Raw genomic sequence first — 19,495 nt, forward strand, 5'->3', positions numbered from 1 at the left:
CATTAAGTATGCTTCCACTCAAAATTAAACCCCATGCTAACCAACGTATAAATTCAAACCGCTTTGGAAGTTGTACTAAGGCAAGAATAAAGAATAAAGAGCAAAGGCAAAATGGCATCATCGTATTGTCGAATATTAATAAAACTACCAATCCAAGCCTTAGCTCCCAGCTCATCAGGAAAAAGAAACAGCAAAGTGCTTTCTATAGGTAGCCATAATACTGTCAACAAAGGCATAAATCCCAAAATAATCAAGTAAGTATTTTTATACCTACTTGATTGAAATACATACCCATAAACTACTATTGCATAAAATAACAATGCATAAACCAATAGAAAACTTAAGGCATTGATTGTTTTTGGTATAAAGAGTACATAAATGAGTGTTAATACATAGATTATCAACATATATTTAGCGGCTTTGACCGTTACTGCATTACTAAATTTCACCTCTGGTATTGATACACTAAAAGGCAAGAGTATTAACCAACAACTAATCGGCATTCTCCATTCATCATAAGGTAAACGACTCCAACCTATACCATACCCGCTAAACATTAAGAATGTTAAAACTAACAAAATGATCAAGGATAAGTTTGAAAAAGTAAAAAGCTGGAATCCCCTTTGGCAGTGTATCTCTTCCATATTTTCCCATTCCGAAATAACTTTACCAAACACCTACTTTAGCAAAATAAAAATTAATAAAATTGCTATGATTACCATTATGATTTGATTATATTGCAATTGTTTCTGCAAACCGTTTCTACTCTGATCATTTGAATGGCTCAATACCTCATTCACTTTCCTCGGCAAACTCGGCAAGATATTCGCCCAGTCTGGCATTTCTTTTTCCAGATTGCGTTTCAAGGCTTTCCAACCCATTTGTTCGTTCATCCAATTGACCAAGAACGGCTTTGCAGTCGCCCATAAATCGAGGTTGGGGTCGAGTTGGCGGCCTAGGCCTTCGATGTTAAGCAGGGTTTTTTGCAGTAACACCAGTTGTGGTTGGATTTCGACGTTAAAGCGGCGGCTGGTTTCAAACAAGCGCATCAAGATTAGGCCAAACGAAATTTGTGACAGTGGTCGATTGAATATCGGCTCACACACTGTGCGCACGGCCGACTCCAGTTCTTCTGCCCGTGTGTCCGCAGGCACCCAACCCGATTCAATGTGGGCAGTGGCCACACGGTGGTAATCGCGGTTGAAGAAGGCCAAGAAATTCACCGCCAAATAGCGTTTGTCGTACTCATCCAAAGTCCCGACGATGCCGAAATCCAAGGCGATATAACGGCCATCGTCGGCCACAAAAATATTGCCTGGGTGCATGTCGGCGTGAAAAAAGCCGTTTTTAAACACTTGGGTAAAGAAAATCTCCACACCGAAACGGGCGAGTTTCTTTAAATCAATGCCTTTGGCAATCAGGGTTTCGGTATCTGAAATTGGCGTACCGTCCATCCATTCCATGGTCATGACATTGCGGCTGCAATAGTCAAAATACACCTTGGGCACTATCAGCATGGCGCTGTTTTCAAACTGGCGACCCAACTGGCTGGCATTGGCCGCTTCATGCATCAAATCCAATTCGTCGTGCAGGTATTTATCAAACTCTTTCACCACTTCTCGCGGCTTGAGGCGCTTGCCATCGCGGAACAGTTTTTCTAACCACACAGCCCCCCAATGCATCAGCGCTAGGTCTTGTTCGATCACAGGCTTGATGTCGGGTCGCAATACTTTAATCGCGACTTTTTGGCCTTGCGTACCATCTTCATTGAACAAATGCGCTTGGTGCACTTGCGCAATCGAGGCGCTGGCGATTGGTTCACGCTCAAAATCAAAGTAAATTTGCTCTATCGGTTTGCCAAATGCTTTTTCCACTTGCGCGATGGCGATGCCACCATCAAACGCCGGCACGCGGTCTTGCAACTTGGCCAATTCACTGGCGTATTCAGGCCCCACGACATCTGGACGGGTCGATAACACCTGTCCCAATTTCACAAAAATAGGCCCCAAATGCTCCAAAGCCAAGCGCAAACGCACGGCATTACTGTATTCCAAAGTCTCTTTCGACTCAGGCAAACAACTCAGCAATTTACGCAACAAAGGATGGCGCAACTGGCCATCCAATAAATTGATCAATCCAAAATACCATACGGTATGCACTATCAAACGAAAGCGTTTTAACCACTTCATGCTAAATTCCGATATTTACAGGCCGGCCTGTAAGATTATTCAAGTCGTTGTAAACGCGCTTGTAAACGCGCCACATCATCACGCAAGGTCTCTATGGCCTCGCTGCGTTGTTGCCATTGTGCTTGTGACACCACTGGCGCATTGCTTTCTTGCATGTAGTCGCGCACTTCGCCCTCTACTCTTGCCACCATTTGCTGGGTGGTGCGCCACAAGGTTTTGCATTGATGGTCGAGATTGCTGGCAACCGTATTGCCAAACAAACGTGTGGCATCGACATAAGGCTCATAACGCAACTGCCCCAATACTGGCAACAATTGCATGGCCAAATCAGTATCGCCAGTAATGCTGACATCGCCCACGCCAAACGCCTCGCCTTGCAACATCTTGCTCCAAGTGCTGGCATGGATACTGATGTGGCATTCAGCGACCAAATCGGCTGGTATGGCTTCCACATAACCATCGTCACGGATGTGCATATCAGTGTGTATGCCCAACGCGGTCAAGCGGACGGTGCGGCCTGTAAACTTGCTTAAACCTTGTTTTAGCTCAGGCTGTTGCAGCAACAAATGATTGATGAGTGCATGACTGATCCACATCATTTTTCCTTTAAAATTGCCAATGCTGATGGCTGCTATGTATGGTTTTACCCATGCTGTCATCATTGGCGTCAAATTCTGGTAAGGCCAAACCCAAACGCTTGGCCTCATTGCCATAAAAATCGGCGCGACTCGGATGGCTGGCCTCTACCACATTGAATGTGCCGTGTATGGGATGCTGTATGCAATATTGTAGCGCTGCCAATGCGTGGCGTCGGTGGATGACATTCACCGGATGCTTGCCACCAGAGATGTGCTGACGGCCACTTAAGCGCCGTACTGGATGGCGCTCATCATCATACAGGCCGCCCAAGCGCAACACACTGACATGAGGCAAACCACTGCTTAACCAAATCTGTTCACATGCGGCGATGTCTCGTGCTGCGGCCGATTCAGGCGCAATTTCGCTGTGCTCATCACACTCCCGCGCTGCGCTGCCATAAACCGAGGTACTGGAAGTGTAAATCAGCTGCGACACTTGCAATTGCTGCGCTTGCTCACACAGACGCTGCATGTGTGCCACATAACCCATGCCGCTTGATGGCGGCAATAACACCACCCAACACGCTGCTTGCTGAAATCCTTGCGGCGCCGTTTCGGCAGTAAAATCCCATTCATGCCACGCATCAATGGAACGCGGACTGAGCGAGCTGGCACGCACATCCACACCTGCGGCCTGTAACTGCTGAGCAAGTGGCAGGCCCAAATACCCTGCCCCCGCAATCCACACACTATTTACTGGTTTTTCCATGCCGGATCGTGCCATTTTTGCGAGTATACCGGTGCGTAAGCACGCATTTTCTCCAACAAGCCTTGTGGACTACTGTCGACCACAAACAGGCTCAAATTGCTCGCTGGCATAAAGCCAGCAGCTATGGTTTGCTCTATCAGGCGCAATAAAGGCTGATAAAAACCCTCAATGTCCAACAAACCTATCGGCTTTTGCTGCAATTGCAACTGCGCCATCGACAAGACTTCAAACCATTCTTCAAACGTGCCCACACCACCCGGCATGGCAATATAGCCATCGGCCAAGGCAATCATTTTTTGTTTGCGCACCGTCATGTCGGGGGTTTCAATCAACTCGCTCAGGCCAGTATGCGCTTTTTCCATTTCGCGCAAAAAAGTCGGAATCACACCAGTCACATGACCACCCGCCGCCAATACCGCATCGGCCACCGTGCCCATCAAACCGACTTTACCGCCACCATACACCAAGCCCAATTGCTGCTCGGCCAACAACTGCCCCAATTCTTGGGCAGCATCGAAATACGCTTTGGATTCACCAAAATTAGAACCACAATACACTGCTATTTTTTGCATTACAAAACCGCCTTAGGATACGCACCAATAATCTTCAAAAACGCCGCTTCTTCCTGTAAATCGGTCAAAGCGCGGTGTACCGGCCCATCATCGGCATGGCCTTCCACATCAATAAAAAACACATATTCCCACAAGCCTGCCTTGGAGGGACGGCTTTCCAATTTGGTCATGGACACGCCGTTTTTCGACAGCGATTGCAACAATTCGTGCACCGTACCCACTTTATTCGGTGCCGATACAATCAGCGAAGTTTTGTCTAAGCCACTCGGCGTGGTCGTTTGATGACCCAATACCAGAAAGCGCGTGGTGTTATTCGGTTCATCTTCTATGTTGGATGCCAATTTGCACAGATTGAAACGCTCTGCCGCTGCTTGCGAGGCGATGGCCACCGCGTTCTCGTCTTCTGCCGCCAATTGCGCCGCACGCGCATTGCTGGCCACGGCGATGCGCGCCACATTCGCTGGCAAGTTTTTGTTTAGCCACTCATGGCATTGCGACAAGGCTTGCGCATGCGCATACACTTTGGTGATGCCATCTTGGTGCTCGACTTTGCGCAACAAATGGTGATGAATGCGCAACACCACTTCACCGCAGGCTTTCAGAGGCGAAGCCACCAATAAATCCAAGGTACGTCCTACCGCACCCTCGGTCGAATTCTCAATCGGCGCCACCACATAATCGGCTTGACGCGCCTCGACCAAGCGAAAGGCTTCGTCTATGGTGGCGCAAGGTTGGGTGTGGGCAGCGTGACCAAAATGCTTCATGGCTGCTTGTTGGGTGAACGTGCCTTCTGGACCCAAATAGGTGATGGTCAACGGTCGCTCTACCGCCAAACACTCACTCATGATTTCACGAAACAAGCGCGCCACCGCTTCATTCGACAACAAGCCTTGGTTCAAAGACTGAATACGGCGCAATACCTGCGCTTCACGCTCGGGACGGTAGACCACACCGCTGCCTTTTAATTCACCAATGGCGCGCGCATGTGCCGCGCGCTCATTGAGCAAGCCTAAAATGGTTTGGTCTATGTGGTCTATCGCTTCGCGATGCGGCGCTAACAAGTCGTCCGTACTCATGGGGCATCATCCGTATTAAAAGCGCTCATTTTAACCCAAATCCCATATAAAAAGCGGCCTGTAAGAGTTTACAGGCCGCTTTTACACCAACACTGAGCAAGTTTATGCTTAGAGTCGTTTAAATTTCAAAATGGTTTGCTGCTTATCGTCTTTTAACTGCAACTCACTGCCATTTATAGACCAAGACTGCACCTTTTCCATGTTTTGAATCACGCTGGTTTCCATCTGCATGGACACTGGATCACAGGCCATGCGCGTGGTGGCAATGCCATTGAAAATCAAATTACTGCCTTCGCTTTGGTAAACACCGAACAAACGGTTACAGCCCACATTGCCGCTGACTTTGTTGGTTTCTGCTTCAAATTGCAACAATTTGGCCGAGCCACCTGTCATCGGTACGGTTTGTGAGGCCACCTCAGTCAAGCGCCAGCTGCCCACCAAAGAGCGGTTGCCCTCTGCCGAACCTGAGCCCGCCGTACTGGCGCATGCGGCCAAACCCAAACTTGCCAAGACCATCCACAATGCTTTCATGTCTTCCCCTTCTGTTGAAATGTGACTTAATACGCTTCGCCGACTTTAACACCGTTGTGCACATCTTTAGGTGTTGCCAATACCGCCACACGTTGCTGCGCTTGTTGGAAGGCTTCGGTTTGCAATAAGGCTTCAAAGTCGGCCTGTAAACCTTGTCCCGCCACGCGTGCCCAACGCTCTGCCAATTTCGGTTGCGTACTGGCATCCCAAGTCCATTCTGACAACAATTCATCCACCAAATCGGGACGGTTGCAAATCAAAGCAATGTCACAACCGGCCTGTAAGGACAATTCGGTGCGCACAGTAATGCCACCCACGCCGCACGCGCCTTCCATGGTCAAATCGTCTGAGAAAATAATGCCATCAAAGCCGATTTTGTCGCGCAAGATGTTTTTCAACCAAAACGATGAAAAACCCGCTGGCTGATCATTCACTTGCGGATACACCACATGCGCCGGCATCACCGCGTCCATGCCCGCAGCACTCATGTGCACAAACGGCACGATGTCGTGTTGCCACAAGGCATCAAAATCACGTTTGTCTTCCGGCAGAACATGGTGGCTGTCGCCTTCGACAAAGCCATGACCAGGGAAATGTTTGCCACAGCTGTTCATGCCACCGCGTTTCAAGCCGCGTTGCAAAGCCAAGGCCAATTCACTGACTTCCACCGCATCGGCAGAAAAACTGCGGTTGCCGATAACGGCACACTGCTCCCAGTTCAAATCCAAAACAGGCGTGAACGACAAATCAATGCCGCATGCACGCAATTCTGCCGCCAACACCCAACCGATTTCCTCGGCCTGAGCCAATGCGGCATCTTTGCCTTGCTCTTGCCACACATCGTTCAATACCGCCATTGCAGGCAAGCGGGTAAAGCCTTGAATGAAGCGTTGCACCCGACCACCTTCGTGGTCAACCGCAATGACCAATTCAGGCGTGCGCAAGGCTTTGATTTCGGCCACCAAGGCTTTCAATTGCGCCACAGATTCAAAATTGCGACGAAACAATATCACCCCACCAATTTCAGGGCGCAACAAGCGTGCACGCTCGGCATCGGTCAGCTCAAAAGCGGCAACATCGGCCATCACTGGGCCACGGGCTAAAGTTTGCATAATTGTGTTCCTTAAAATAGCAACAGGCAGCGTTTTGGCGCTGCCTGTACACATCTGTTGATTATTTGATGCGCAGTGGCAAGAAGAAGGTATCTTGACCACGCATCACAAACAATGGCGCTGCTGTGGTGGCCTCGCTCAACGCTTGCTTCAACGATTTTTCATCGGTAATTGGGTTAGGCCCTGCGGAAATGATGACATCGCCACGGCGCAAGCCTGATGCAGCCGCCAAGCCTTTGGCATCCAACACCACCAAGCCGCCATTGACCTCGCGCTGTGCCGCTTCGGCAGCCGACATCGGCGCCAACAACAAACCCACTTCGGGCACGTTGATGCGGGCGCTGGTATCGGCATTATCGCCACCACTGGTTTCAGGTGTGGCAATCGCGCTCTCACCGGTTAACTCAGTCAATTCCACTGGCACCACCACTTCTTTGCCATCGCGCCACACTGTTAACTCAATCTTGGTACCAGGTTGCATGGCACCAATCAATACTGGCAAATCGCTGGAGCGCTGGATGGCCTCGCCATTGACTTTCAGCACGATATCACGCACTTGCAGTTTGGCATTGGCCGCAGGTCCATTTGGCAACACGCGCACCACCAAAGCACCACTTGGCTTGTCCATCTTGAACGATTTGGCCAAGTCGTAAGACACTTCTTGAATGATGACACCCAATTGTGCACGACGCACACGACCATATTTTTTCAGCTGTTCGGCAACATTGGTGGCCACATCAATCGGGATGGCAAACGAGATGCCCATAAAGCCACCTGAACGGCTGTAAATTTGCGAATTGATGCCGACCACTTCGCCTTTGAGGTTGAACAAAGGGCCACCCGAATTACCAGGATTGATGGCCACGTCGGTTTGAATAAACGGTGTGTAGTTTTCATTTGGTAAAGAACGGCCTTTGGCAGACACAATGCCAGCCGTCACGGTGTTATCAAAACCAAAGGGCGCACCAATGGCGGCCACCCACTCACCCACGCGCAAATCATCGGGCTGACCCACTTTGATGACGGGCAAATCTTTGGCTTCAATCTTCAACAAAGACACATCAGATTGCGTGTCCGAACCCACCAATTTGGCCTCAAATTCACGCTTGTCGGCCAGCACCACTTTGATGGTGTCGCTGCCGCTGACCACATGGGTATTGGTTAAAATATAACCATCGGCACTGATGATGAAACCAGAACCAAAGCTTGCGCCCTCGTCTTCTTCCTGATTGTCAGGATTGCTGGGCGTATTCGGGAAATTAGGTATCATGCGGCGGAAATACTCGAGCATCGGGTCTTCTTCGCCACTGGTGCCTTCATAGGCTTGGGTATTGCTGTCGGATTTGGTCGCTTGGATGCTGACAACAGTAGGACCTTGTTCATTCACCAATTTGGTAAAGTCGGGCAATAACATGGCCACTGAATCGCTGTCTGCGGGTTTCACCTCTTGAACGTATTCGGTGTTGTTGCGATCATCTTTTTTACTGAACCAGTCGGGTTTATCACAAGCACTCAAGCCAAAAGCAGTGATACACACGGTGGCCATTATCGTGATTTTATTCACTCAAAAATCCTTTTTTGACTACTTTGTCGTCCATCTAATGGTATGTGTTTACCAAGTCATCATCATAGTGGTAATACGGTGAAATTATGGCATTTTTACACCCAATTGCACACGCAAATTTACGCATTTATAAGGCTTTTGCCTTATATTCACATAAATCTTCGATGAGGCAATTGCTGCACTGCGGTTTTAACGCTTTACACGTATAACGACCGTGTAAAATCAGCCAATGGTGGGCATCCAATAAAAATTCTTTCGGGATGTATTTCACCAATTTGTCTTCCACCTCGCGCACGTTTTTGCCCTTGGCTATGCCAGTGCGATTGGAGACGCGGAAAATGTGCGTGTCTACTGCCATCGCAGGCTGTCTGAAAGCGGTGTTCAACACCACATTGGCGGTCTTGCGCCCCACGCCTGGCAAACTTTCCAACTCCGCCCGTGTTTGCGGCACTTCGCCGCCAAACGTGTTCAGCAAAGCCTCGCAGGTGGCGATCACATGGGCGGCTTTGGTGCGGTACAGGCCGATGGTTTTGATGGTGTCGCGGACTTTCTCTTCGCCCAATTCCAACATCGCTTGCGGGGTGGGCGCCAAGGCATACAACACCTTGGTGACTTTGTTCACCGCCACATCGGTGGTTTGCGCCGATAACAACACCGCAATCAACAATTGAAACGCACCGTCAAACTCCAATTCGGTGGAGGGATGTGGATTAGCGGCCTGTAAACGGCTGAAAATTTCATGGCGTTTGGATGAGTTCATTGCGCTTGCCTGCGTTGTTGGCGGTATTCCCACGGTGCTTGTGCCTTGCTGTTGCGCCACAAGCCTTGTTTGCTGTTGCGGGCACTGGCTTCTAAGCAGTGGTAATACTGATAGCCTTGTGAGGTTTGTTGGCGCTTGGCGATGGACGCGTATTGCCACGCCATGCCAGTCGCGATTTGGGTAGCATTGATGTCACGCCCTTGTTGCCACACAATCGCCACTTGGCGTTTGTAATTGTCGATGTCCACCACTTGCACGGTGACGGTTTGATTGTCGAGCAAGCGTTGCAATTGGCGTTGGCTGTCGCGACCACCCGCTTGCTCGGTTTCGGGAGCATCAATGTATGCCAAACGCACGCGTTGCTTTTGGCCGTTTTGGTCGCGCACTTGCAGTGTGTCGCCATCGCTGATGCGCAACACCTTGCCTTGGTATTGTTTCAAATTGTGTTTGGCATAGGCGCTAATGTCGTCAGGCTTATTGGCACAAGACGATGCTGCTGTCGCCGCCGTTTGGGTTTGACCACAAGCGGCCTGCGTCAGCAGCAAGCCGGTGATGAGGGTGCTTAAAAACAGTGTATTCACAGCTGAAACTTTGCTTCCGAGTGACAAAAATTAGAATTGGCTTTTTTTCCACAACACATCGCTGACACCTTCACGGCGATTCACTTCGCGCGCCAAGATAAACAACACATCGCTTAAGCGGTTCAGGTATTTTTGCACATTGCCCGACACCGCCACTGCAGCGTCTTGCAAGGCCACCACACTGCGCTCTGCGCGGCGGGCAACGGTACGCACCACATGCACTTGCGCGGCGGCAGCCGAACCGCCTGGCAAAATAAATTCGGTCAACGGCGTTAACTGTGCGTGCCATGTGGCGGCCGATTGTTCCAAGAATTGCAGGTAATTATCGTCAATCAAGCTCCAACCTGGCACCGCCAATTCAGAGCCCAAATCAAACAATTGGTGTTGAATCTTGGTCAAAACCTCACGGATGTCGGCCGGCACATTCATGGTCAATAACACGCCCAAATGGGCATTGAGCTCATCCACCTCGCCGATGGCGATGATGCGCAAGCTGGACTTGGGCACACGCGAGCCATCGCCCAAACCTGTGGTGCCACTGTCGCCAGTTTTGGTGATGATTTGAGTTAAACGGTATGGCATGGTATTCCCTTAAAACATTAAAAAAGCCGATGGTGCCGTTACAGCCCATCGGCTCCATCTTGATGAAGCGGCCTGTATTATTTGGCGCCTACGGTAATGATTTCTGCACGATCGGCATGGCCTAACACCAACACATCGGCAGGATGGCGGGCGAAAATCCCATTTTCCATCACCCCGGGGATGCGGTTGATTTCGTCTTCCAATTTCATCGGTTCCAAAATGCTCAAATCATGCACATCCAAAATTTCATGCCCACCACGGGTAATCACGCTTTCGCGCAATACGGGACGACCGCCCAATTTCACCAATTGTGAAGCCACCCACGAACGGGCAAACGGCACCACTTCAACTGGCAATGGGAATTTGCCCAATTTTGAAACGTATTTGCTTTCATCGGCCATACAAATGAATTGACGTGAAGCGTGAGCAACGATTTTTTCGCCCAACAACGCTGCACCGCCGCCTTTAATCATTTGCAAAGAGTGGTTCACTTCATCGGCACCGTCAAAATACACGGGCAATTTGCCCACATCGGCCAAAGCCACCACTTTGATGCCCAATTTTTCCAGCAATTCACGCGATTCCAACGAAGCCGCCACCACACCGCGCACGCGGTCTTTTTTTGCTGCCAATTCTTCAATAAACAACGCCACGGTCGAACCCGAACCCACGCCGATGTAATCATCGTTAGGTAAATAATCCAATGCTCGACGAGCCGCTTGTCGTTTTAATTCATTTTGAGTAGTCATATTGTCTTTCCTTCTTGTGGGGTGGGCGTTTGACTCTGTTCACAGTGTAAGGTTTTAGGCCGCGACAAGCAACACCACGGCTTGCGCTTCTATGCCTTCTTCGCGCCCCAAATAGCCCAATTTTTCATTGGTCTTGCCCTTGATGTTCACATCATGCACCGTGAGGCCCAAATCCGCGGCAATGTTTTCGCGCATCGCCAACAAATGCGGCTTCAATTTCGGCTGTTGGGCAATGATGGTGGTATCGACATTCACCACTTTCCAACCTTGCGCTTGCACGCTTTTGTACGCCTCGCGCAACAACACGCGACTGTCTGCGCCTTTAAACTCGCTGGCGGTATCGGGGAAATGGTGACCAATGTCGCCCAAAGCCGCCGCGCCCAATAAAGCATCGGTCAAGGCATGCAATAAGGCATCGGCATCGGAATGTCCCAACAAGCCTTTGTGATGATCTATGGTCACGCCGCCCAAGATTAAAGGTCGGCCCGCCACCAATTGGTGCACATCGTAACCTTGCCCCACTCGTATGTTCATTTGTTTTCCCACATCTTCTACAAATCACCGCTGTTCAATAACAGCTCGACCAAGGTCGCGTCTTGCGCCAAAGTCAGTTTCAAATTGCGCACATCGCCTTGCACCAATTGGGCAAACACGCCTTGCGCTTCCATTGCCGAGGCTTCATCGGTGATGTGTTGCAAATCCACTTGGTTTAATGCGGCCTGTAAGGCCGCCGCACGGAACATTTGTGGTGTTTGTGCTTGCCACAAACCACTGCGGTCTACCGTATGGTCTATGCGGCCTGTATGCGTTTGTTTCTTTAAAGTGTCGGCCACTGGCAAGGCCAAAATTGCGCCCACACAGTCAGCATCTGCCGCCGCCAATAAGCGCTCTAATGCCATTGTTGGCAAACAACAGCGCGCGGCATCGTGTACCAATAACCAATCTTGATCTTGCAACATCTGTCCGGCAGTTAAGGCGGCGATGCCATTGCGCACGCTTTCAGCGCGGCTGTCGCCACCGCAATACAACACTTGCAAACGCTCGCTTTGTGCCCATTCAGGCAAGGTCAAGGCACCAAAATAACCATCGTCGGGCGACAACACCACCGCCACACCCACCAAGGCCTCACACGCCAATAAGCGCTGCAGCGTGTGCATTAACACGCTTTGGCCGGCAATTTCGGTATATTGTTTCGGAATCTGCGCACCAAAACGGCTGCCCACGCCGGCAGCCGGTACCAAAGCAAAAAAACGTGCGCTCATGCTTGCGGCTCTTGCAATTGTTGACGGTACAAGCTGTCGCCACCGACGGCTTTGTCCAAGACTTTGACATAGGCCTCATGGGCGGCACTTTCTTCTGCATCCATGCCTATCACTTTGAAAGCCATGTTTACAGGCCGCTTGAATTGGCTTAAGGCTTGCGCCCCACTCTCACCTTCATCGGCATTCTTCACATCCAAGCTGAATTGACCGCGGGTCATGCCCAAATACACTTCGGCCAACAACTCACAGTCGATTAAGGCGCCATGCAACACACGCTTAGTTTTGTCCACGCCCAAGCGGTTACACAAGGCATCCAAATTGACTTTTTGACCGGGGTACAATTTGCGCGCCATCGCCACCGTATCGGTGACTTTGCTGACCACAGTATCGAGCTTGGGCATGCCGATGCGACTGAATTCCATGTCCAAGAAACCAACGTCAAACGCGGCATTGTGAATAATCAATTCGCTGTCGCGCAGAAATTCGGCGATGTCTTCGGCCACGCCAGCAAACTTGGGTTTGTCTGCCAACATGTCCAAGGTAATGCCATGCACCGCAATGGCTTCCTCAGCAATGTCTCGCTCAGGATGCACATACACATGCAAATACTTGCCGGTTAAACGGCGGTCTATCATTTCCAAACCGGCAAACTCAATCAAGCGATCGCCTTGATTGGCGTACAGGCCGGTGGTCTCGGTATCGAGCACGATTTGTCTTGCAGCCATGTTCGCGCCTTATTTCGCCGCTGACGCGGTGGCGGGAGCCGATGCCGCTTGCACATCGCTGGCAGCCGCATCTTCTTCCATCAAATCGTCAATGTTTTGCTGTGGCGCGGTTTCAAAACGCTTGCCATTGAGCAACAATTCATTGTTTTTCACCACCATCTCGCTGTCGACAATGCCGTTTTGCTGGGTTAAATAACCAGCGCTGGCCATATTGTTGATGGTAGAACGCACCAACATGCGCGCGGTATCGCGCACTTCATCCATGCTCGGTGGATTTTCCACATCTGGGTCTACTGAGAAGATGGAATCGGCTTGCGCCACGGCCAAGTTTTCCAACAACACTTGCGGCGCATTCACATGCACTTTGGCCTCGGTTTTGGCCATCAAGGCATTGAAGGTTTCCATATCAGCGGCCTGTAAACCTTTAAAACCAAATTCAGCGGTGAATTTCAATTGTCCATCGGGCATTTTCAAATCAAATTGGGAGATTTTAAACACCGGATTGTTGGTGAAAATCGGCAGACCTTCGGTTTTGGCCAATTTCAACAAGGCATCGCGGTATTGGGTTTCATCCAATTTGGTATTGCTCAAGCGGAAGAAACCATCGTTCATTTTCACCAAAGCCGCAGCGTGCAAATGTTCGGCACTGGCTTTGACATTCAACGGGCCATACACGTCTTTACCATAGTGCAATTGGTCAAAATGAATCAGCGCTTCGGCATTGGCAAAACCGTCTTTTTCATCGGTAGAGCGTTGCAAAGAGAAATTATTTACCGCGATGTTGTTCGGCGCCACCGTACCAGTTGGATTGATGAAGGCACCGATTTGCAAGTCCGACATCATATTGATGATGGAATTGAGTTTGATGTTGTAATCCACGCCTTCAGACCAAGCCATCATCGCTTTGGCCACTTTGAATTCGTTGCTGCCCACATTCAAACCAGAAGAATTTTGCTTGGAATTACCGGTGTAATCCAAGTTTTCCAAGGTCAACTGGCCTTTGTCCGCCAATTTGACATTGATGCCACCGCTGTGGCTTTTCACTTCATAACTGTCGTAGTTGTCGCTGTAATCCAGCTCGACATCCAAACCCTTCCAGTCTATGGCGATGCCCGACAATTCCTCATATTGGAATGCCGGCACTTGCAGTTTCATCACCCCACCACCGAACAGGTTCAAACGATTTTTCACCGTCAATGGCACTTGGCTGCGGAAGAAACGCTCCAAACTTTGCTTGGCGCGTGGACTGAACGCCACATCAGAGGTTGATACCGCTTTCACTGGCGTGATACCGCCAGCAAACGGGCCATGTTTGATGTGATTGGTAATGGTAAACGGCTCATTGATGATGGCTTTTAAATTGTCTGGCACATTGCCACCCAATTTTTGCACCAAATTCGGCCTGAAACGCAATACCGTGGTTTCGGTGGAATCAAACCAACCGCGTTCATAGTCGTATTTCACCACTTCCACCACCCCATTTTGCTCCAGCAAATGTTGGTGGCTGCGCATGGTTTTTTCAGTACGAATGCCAAACCAATAAGGCAATATCGCAAATACCAATACCACTACTGCCATAACCATCAGCAGCGGCATCATCCAGCGTTTTTTCATCATTTTCTACATCAAATATCAATATTTAAAGTAAGCGAAGCATACCATTTATTTGCATCTTTTGCTGCGCCTGCGCGTTAAGCCTTGTTAAGCATCGCAGATTTGTCATATATCTGCGCCACACTGTTGCTCACTTGAGATACCAAATCAAGCTGACCAATTTGATTGCTCTGATAACAATGTCGACGCAAAAACAGAGGATTTCCCAAGTGTCGATTTTATGCACTCTAATCCAAAACACCTACAAAATAAGTACTTACAGTAAGAATGATTTTCATCGGCTCTATTAATTAAGTACACTTTTGTTATTAATAGAGTTACACTCCAGCCTCAATAATGATAACGACGAAAGCAAAGACACATGCACAACGATTTTAAACCGCTGCAAATTCGTGGACGCGAGCTGATCCCCATCGTACAAGGTGGTATGGGTGTGGCCATCTCCGCTTCCAGTCTTTCCAGTGCGGTGGCTCGTGAAAACGGCGTGGGTACCATTGCCAGTGTTGACTTGCGCCATCTACATGAAGATTTGTTGGCCGATTCCAAAATCGACCCAACGGAAGAAAAATACGACCGTTTAAACCGCATCGCCTTAGACCGTGAAATCAAAACCGCGCTGAAAAATTCAGAAGGTCGCGGCATGATTGCGGTTAACGTGATGAAAGCCGTAAAAGACCACCAAGCCTTGGTAAAACAAGCATGTGAATCGGGCGCCCACGCCATCGTAATGGGTGCGGGTTTGCCATTGGATTTGCCAGAAATGGTGGAAGAACATCCAGAAGTGGCTTTGTTCCCGATTTTGTCTGAGTCTCGCGGTATCAATATTGTGTTGAAACGCTGGATGAAGAAAAACAAATTGCCTGATGCCATCGTGATTGAGCATCCTAATCACGCAGCGGGTCACTTAGGTGCCGCTACCGTAGCCGGTTTGAACGATGCGCGCTTTGAATTTGACCGCGTATTGGAAGAAACTTTTGAAGTGTTCAAAAAACTGGGCTTGGAACGTGAAAAAATTCCATTGATTTTGGCGGGTGGTATGGCCAATTTCGATAAAATTTCGACTGCCTTGAAACAATGGGGCGCATCGGCTGTGCAAGTGGGTACGGCTTTCGCGGTCACCCACGAAGGCGATGCCCACATCAACTTCAAAAACACCTTGGCCGGTGCAGAAGGCGAACAAATCGTTGAATTCATGTCGGTTGCCGGTTTGCCTGCACGCGGTGTGAACACACCGTTCTTGAAAAGCTATTTGAAACGTGAAGAAGCCTTGCAAGCCAATGCCAAAAACGACCCTCGTCGTTGCACCCAAGGCATTAACTGTTTGACCCAATGCGGCTTGCGCGATGGCTTGGATAAAATTGGTCAATTCTGTATCGACTTGAAATTGGCAGCGGCTTTCCGTGGCGAAGTCAACAAAGGCCTGTTCTTCCGTGGTAAAGACCCATTGCCGTTTGGCAACCAAATTCGTTCTGTTAAAGACACCATTGAATATTTGTTAACCGGACAAAGCATTTTGGCCAAATAAGCGGCCTGTAAACGCAAAAGCCTCCCACTGGGAGGCTTTTTTCATTTATGCTGTGAGACATACACTCTAAATGCGAATCTACCGCCATGCTGCTGCGCTATGAATACCCCCTGCCCATAGTATCCAAATGTTTCATTGTCATCCTTCGTTTGGCCGCATTGGGCATACTCGCTTTGAGCTTGCACTTTGGACTGCATCCAGAAGCCTATTCTGCTATTGATGCCAACAACATTGTCCAAAGAGCACAACGCCTGTGTCTGTTGCTGCTGTGGGCATGGGGTCTGGCATGGCTTGTACCGCAAATCATTTTCAAGGCGCGCTTGGGTGTGAATCTCAACCACGTGCATTACGGCATGGAAACCTTGTATCTGGTTTTGGGTTTTGGGATCACTGTCTACGCTATCGCACAATGGCAAGCAACACTGTGGAACAGTGGCTATGCACTCGCTTGCTTCCTGTGTGCTTGGTTGTTATGGCAATATGCCAGCCAATTTAACCAACACAAGCATCCAGACTCAGAGCCACCAAGCTACAATTTTCTGCCACTGACATTTTTTACCGGCTTGGTTTTGGTTAAGTTATTGCTAGGCTTCTAGGCTGAAACAATACCTACAGAACACAAGCGGCCTGTAAGCATCAGCAAGGCAACAACAGTACCGTCACACTCGCTCAAGCTATGGGTGTGCCATCCTCACGGTTTCCCAGCAAGTGCTGGCCATGCAACTGGATTACTCACCGCCAATATGATGGAAATGACACGGCACACACAGGCAAAACAAAGCCCCGTTACCGGGGCTTTTACAATGTCTTATTCGGCCGCTGGCGCCGCACCTTTCGGATTGTCATGGCTGATGCTGACTGCACGAGCAGGCACGACGGTAGAAATGGCGTGTTTGTACACCATTTGGGTCACAGAAGTGTTACGTAGCAACACCACATATTGGTCGAAAGACTCAACCTGACCCTGTAATTTAATGCCATTTACCAAGTAAATTGACACCGGCACGTGCTCTTTGCGCAGTGCGTTTAAGAAAGGATCTTGTAACAGTTGTCCTTTATTATTATTCATGCTTTAAACTCCATGTTTTTATTGTGATAAGCATCTGTTTGTAAGCCGTAAACAGATGGAATGCATTATCCTAACACACTATGACTTAACATTCTTCTTCACACTCACTTTAACCTTGCGTTTTAGTTGCTTTTTCTCTTCTTTTTTGGCAATGCGATTACTTAATTTTGCACGGCGCAAAGGTTGGGCTGAAATTTGTTCGCGCTTCTCTTCAAATGGGTTCTCTGAAGACTTGTATTGCACCCGCAAAGGCGTGCCTTCGAGGTTAAATGCTTTACGGAAAGTCTGTATCAAATAACGAGTGTAACTGTCTTTAATATTGTGTAAAGCATTGCCATGTATGACGATAATCGGTGGATTCACACCACCTTGGTGGGCATAACGCATTTTCGGGCGTATCAAACCTGCGCGTGGCGGTTGTTGACGTTCCAAAGCCGATTGCAATACACGGGTGATTTTCGGCGTCGGCATTTTGATCATGGCGGCATTGTAAGCTTGGTGGATGGAGCCAAACAATTCATCTATGCCTTTGTGTTTTAAGGCAGAAATGTAATGGAATTTGGCAAAATCCAAGAAATACAGCTTGCGGGCAATGTCTTTTTTGATTTGCTCTTTGCGTTCAGGCGTGACTGCATCCCACTTGTTAATCGCCACCACCAAAGCACGACCTGCTTCTAAGGCAAAGCCAGCCACAGTCGCATCTTGATCGGCAATGTCTTGATTTGCATCTAAGACCAAAACTGCAACATTCGCCGCTTCCACCGCTTGCATGGACTTGATGACCGAGAATTTCTCTATCGCTTCGTCCACTTTACCGCGGCGGCGCACACCGGCAGTATCGATGATGGTATACGGTTTGCCATCGCGCTCGAAATCGATGTGGATGGAATCACGCGTGGTGCCTGCTTGGTCAAACGCAATCACACGCTCTTCGCCCAAAATCGCATTCACCAACGTCGATTTGCCCACATTCGGGCGGCCAATGACGGCAAACACGGGATGGTCAGTGGCCACTTCATCGGCCACCGCATCGGGGAATTCGCTCAAGACCGCATCAATCAAATCCCACACGCCATCACCATGGGCAGAGGAAATCACATACGGCTCAGCGGTTAAACCCAATTCATAGAATTCGGCCGATACCACGGCACGGTTGGCGCCCTCACCTTTGTTGACGGCCAAAAATACAGGCCGGCCACTCATGCGCAATTTTTGTGCAATCAATTTGTCTTGCGGGGTCACACCGACGCGCGCATCAACCAAAAACACCACTGCATCGGCTTCGTCTACCGCTTGCAAGGTTTGCTTGGCCATTTCAAACAAAATACCACTGTCGACCACGGGTTCAAAACCACCGGTATCCACCACCAAATAAGGCTTTTCACCGACACGACCATGACCATAATGGCGGTCACGCGTCAAACCAGGCAAATCGGCCACCAACGCATCTTTGCTGCGGGTCAGGCGATTGAATAAAGTGGATTTGCCGACATTCGGTCGGCCGACCAACACGATAGTTGGTTTCATAATGTTTCCTTCACGGGAAAGGCAGAAAGTCACATACATGACGGCTGCCCATGGTTTTCACCATGAGGCAGCCGTGCGCGATGCTAATTTATTGTTCTGCCTTAAATTTCAATAATTCGTAATTGGGCGATTTGTCTTTGTCCAAGCTTTTTAAGGCTTCAGCATAAGCCGCTTTGGCTTGGGTTTTATCACCTTTGGCTGCCAAGATATCGCCTTTGGTTTCCAACATCATCGGTTTCAATTCCGCTGGTACATTGGCATCAGCAAATTTCAAGGCCGCATCGTATTGCTGTTGCTGCAATTTCACGATGGCCAAACGTTGGTTGCTCAAGGCTTGAATAAAGGTATCAGGGTTATTTTTTTGTACCCACAACAAGTGTTTTTCAGCTTGATCGTATTTCTTGTCGTCAAAAGCCTGCGCTGCTGCCATCAACGTGGCTTCGGCCGCCCCAAAAGACTTACCATGCTTCTCTTGCAAAGTCTTTAAATCGGCCAAGGCGCTGGCATCGTGTTTGCTGCTTTTTTCGACGAATTGGTAGGCCAATGCCGCCGCTTCTTCATCTTGGCTTTTGGCATAAGACTTACTTAAGGTATAGCCCAAGTATGCCAAGGCAGCGACAATCAATAAAACAAATAACCACTTACCACCTTTGCTCCAAAAGTGTTTGAAGTTATCAATGTCTTGTTGTTCTTCAACATTATAAGCCATG

Annotated in this window: 22 protein-coding genes; 2 read left to right on the forward strand and 20 right to left on the reverse strand. The window is 49.2% G+C overall.

Going from position 1 to position 19,495, the window contains the following annotated elements:
- Nucleotides 1-53 precede the first annotated feature (53 nt).
- The 17 genes from BN3003_RS08880 to BN3003_RS08960 form a co-directional block, all read right to left on the reverse strand.
- Complete coding sequence (locus BN3003_RS08880; protein ID WP_058356305.1) at nt 54-644, reverse strand: hypothetical protein; 591 nt, start codon at nt 642-644, stop codon at nt 54-56.
- Nucleotides 645-677: 33 nt separating this feature from the next.
- The gene (gene ubiB, locus BN3003_RS08885; protein ID WP_058356306.1) at nt 678-2,189 is read right to left on the reverse strand and encodes a ubiquinone biosynthesis regulatory protein kinase UbiB; all 1,512 of its coding nucleotides are present in this window, start codon (nt 2,187-2,189) and stop codon (nt 678-680) included.
- Between the two features lie 35 nt (nt 2,190-2,224).
- Nucleotides 2,225-2,785 (reverse strand): ubiquinone biosynthesis accessory factor UbiJ, encoded by a 561-nt coding sequence (locus BN3003_RS08890; protein ID WP_058356307.1) that lies wholly within the window; start codon nt 2,783-2,785, stop codon nt 2,225-2,227.
- A gap of 10 nt (nt 2,786-2,795) precedes the next feature.
- Nucleotides 2,796-3,536: a Rossmann-fold NAD(P)-binding domain-containing protein gene (locus BN3003_RS08895; RefSeq protein ID WP_058356308.1), complete on the reverse strand. Its 741-nt coding sequence runs from the start codon at nt 3,534-3,536 to the stop codon at nt 2,796-2,798.
- Complete coding sequence (locus BN3003_RS08900) at nt 3,521-4,108, reverse strand: LOG family protein (RefSeq protein ID WP_058356309.1); 588 nt, start codon at nt 4,106-4,108, stop codon at nt 3,521-3,523. The genes BN3003_RS08895 and BN3003_RS08900 overlap by 16 nt, the downstream gene beginning before the upstream one ends.
- Nucleotides 4,108-5,184 carry a prephenate dehydratase gene (gene pheA / locus BN3003_RS08905; RefSeq protein WP_058356310.1) on the reverse strand — a complete coding sequence of 359 codons (1,077 nt, stop codon included), beginning with the start codon at nt 5,182-5,184 and terminating at the stop codon, nt 4,108-4,110. Before pheA ends, BN3003_RS08900 begins: the two co-directional genes overlap by 1 nt.
- A gap of 108 nt (nt 5,185-5,292) precedes the next feature.
- Nucleotides 5,293-5,715 (reverse strand): META domain-containing protein, encoded by a 423-nt coding sequence (locus tag BN3003_RS08910; RefSeq protein WP_058356311.1) that lies wholly within the window; start codon nt 5,713-5,715, stop codon nt 5,293-5,295.
- Between the two features lie 26 nt (nt 5,716-5,741).
- A complete protein-coding gene (nagZ, locus tag BN3003_RS08915) occupies nt 5,742-6,827 on the reverse strand; it encodes a beta-N-acetylhexosaminidase (RefSeq protein WP_058356312.1) in 1,086 nt (361 codons plus the stop codon).
- A gap of 61 nt (nt 6,828-6,888) precedes the next feature.
- Nucleotides 6,889-8,373 carry a DegQ family serine endoprotease gene (locus BN3003_RS08920; RefSeq protein ID WP_108721520.1) on the reverse strand — a complete coding sequence of 495 codons (1,485 nt, stop codon included), beginning with the start codon at nt 8,371-8,373 and terminating at the stop codon, nt 6,889-6,891.
- Between the two features lie 145 nt (nt 8,374-8,518).
- A complete protein-coding gene (nth, locus tag BN3003_RS08925; RefSeq protein ID WP_058356314.1) occupies nt 8,519-9,151 on the reverse strand; it encodes an endonuclease III in 633 nt (210 codons plus the stop codon).
- Nucleotides 9,148-9,732 (reverse strand): thermonuclease family protein, encoded by a 585-nt coding sequence (locus BN3003_RS08930; protein ID WP_058356315.1) that lies wholly within the window; start codon nt 9,730-9,732, stop codon nt 9,148-9,150. The genes nth and BN3003_RS08930 overlap by 4 nt, the downstream gene beginning before the upstream one ends.
- 30 nt (nt 9,733-9,762) lie before the next feature.
- Complete coding sequence (locus tag BN3003_RS08935) at nt 9,763-10,314, reverse strand: cob(I)yrinic acid a,c-diamide adenosyltransferase (protein ID WP_058356316.1); 552 nt, start codon at nt 10,312-10,314, stop codon at nt 9,763-9,765.
- A gap of 77 nt (nt 10,315-10,391) precedes the next feature.
- Entirely contained in the window at nt 10,392-11,063 is a 672-nt protein-coding gene (gene rpiA, locus BN3003_RS08940; RefSeq protein WP_058356317.1) for a ribose-5-phosphate isomerase RpiA, read from the reverse strand.
- A 54-nt stretch (nt 11,064-11,117) separates the two neighbouring features.
- Nucleotides 11,118-11,597 carry a 2-C-methyl-D-erythritol 2,4-cyclodiphosphate synthase gene (gene ispF, locus BN3003_RS08945; protein WP_058356318.1) on the reverse strand — a complete coding sequence of 160 codons (480 nt, stop codon included), beginning with the start codon at nt 11,595-11,597 and terminating at the stop codon, nt 11,118-11,120.
- A gap of 17 nt (nt 11,598-11,614) precedes the next feature.
- On the reverse strand, nt 11,615-12,325 hold the full coding sequence (ispD, locus tag BN3003_RS08950; RefSeq protein ID WP_058356319.1) for a 2-C-methyl-D-erythritol 4-phosphate cytidylyltransferase: 711 nt from the start codon (nt 12,323-12,325) through the stop codon (nt 11,615-11,617).
- Nucleotides 12,322-13,050 carry a DNA polymerase III subunit epsilon gene (gene dnaQ, locus BN3003_RS08955; RefSeq protein ID WP_058356320.1) on the reverse strand — a complete coding sequence of 243 codons (729 nt, stop codon included), beginning with the start codon at nt 13,048-13,050 and terminating at the stop codon, nt 12,322-12,324. The genes ispD and dnaQ overlap by 4 nt, the downstream gene beginning before the upstream one ends.
- 9 nt (nt 13,051-13,059) lie before the next feature.
- Nucleotides 13,060-14,667, reverse strand: a complete 1,608-nt coding sequence (locus BN3003_RS08960) for a YdgA family protein (protein ID WP_058356321.1) — start codon at nt 14,665-14,667, stop codon at nt 13,060-13,062.
- 358 nt (nt 14,668-15,025) lie between these two features.
- Between BN3003_RS08960 and BN3003_RS08965 the strand changes: the two genes are divergently transcribed.
- Both BN3003_RS08965 and BN3003_RS08970 read left to right on the forward strand, forming a co-directional pair.
- Nucleotides 15,026-16,189: an NAD(P)H-dependent flavin oxidoreductase gene (locus BN3003_RS08965; RefSeq protein ID WP_058356322.1), complete on the forward strand. Its 1,164-nt coding sequence runs from the start codon at nt 15,026-15,028 to the stop codon at nt 16,187-16,189.
- 86 nt (nt 16,190-16,275) lie between these two features.
- Nucleotides 16,276-16,785 (forward strand): hypothetical protein, encoded by a 510-nt coding sequence (locus BN3003_RS08970; RefSeq protein WP_058356323.1) that lies wholly within the window; start codon nt 16,276-16,278, stop codon nt 16,783-16,785.
- A gap of 212 nt (nt 16,786-16,997) precedes the next feature.
- Here the strand turns inward: BN3003_RS08970 and hfq are convergent, their stop codons facing one another.
- The 3 genes from hfq to BN3003_RS08985 form a co-directional block, all read right to left on the reverse strand.
- Nucleotides 16,998-17,258 (reverse strand): RNA chaperone Hfq, encoded by a 261-nt coding sequence (gene hfq, locus BN3003_RS08975; RefSeq protein ID WP_058356324.1) that lies wholly within the window; start codon nt 17,256-17,258, stop codon nt 16,998-17,000.
- A 78-nt stretch (nt 17,259-17,336) separates the two neighbouring features.
- Entirely contained in the window at nt 17,337-18,785 is a 1,449-nt protein-coding gene (gene der, locus BN3003_RS08980) for a ribosome biogenesis GTPase Der (protein ID WP_058356325.1), read from the reverse strand.
- 88 nt (nt 18,786-18,873) lie between these two features.
- Nucleotides 18,874-19,494 carry a YfgM family protein gene (locus tag BN3003_RS08985; RefSeq protein WP_058356326.1) on the reverse strand — a complete coding sequence of 207 codons (621 nt, stop codon included), beginning with the start codon at nt 19,492-19,494 and terminating at the stop codon, nt 18,874-18,876.
- Between the last annotated feature and the right edge of the window lies 1 nt (nt 19,495).

This window comes from Vitreoscilla massiliensis (genome assembly GCF_001457815.1).
GTDB classification, from domain to species: Bacteria; Pseudomonadota; Gammaproteobacteria; order Burkholderiales; family Neisseriaceae; genus Vitreoscilla; species Vitreoscilla massiliensis.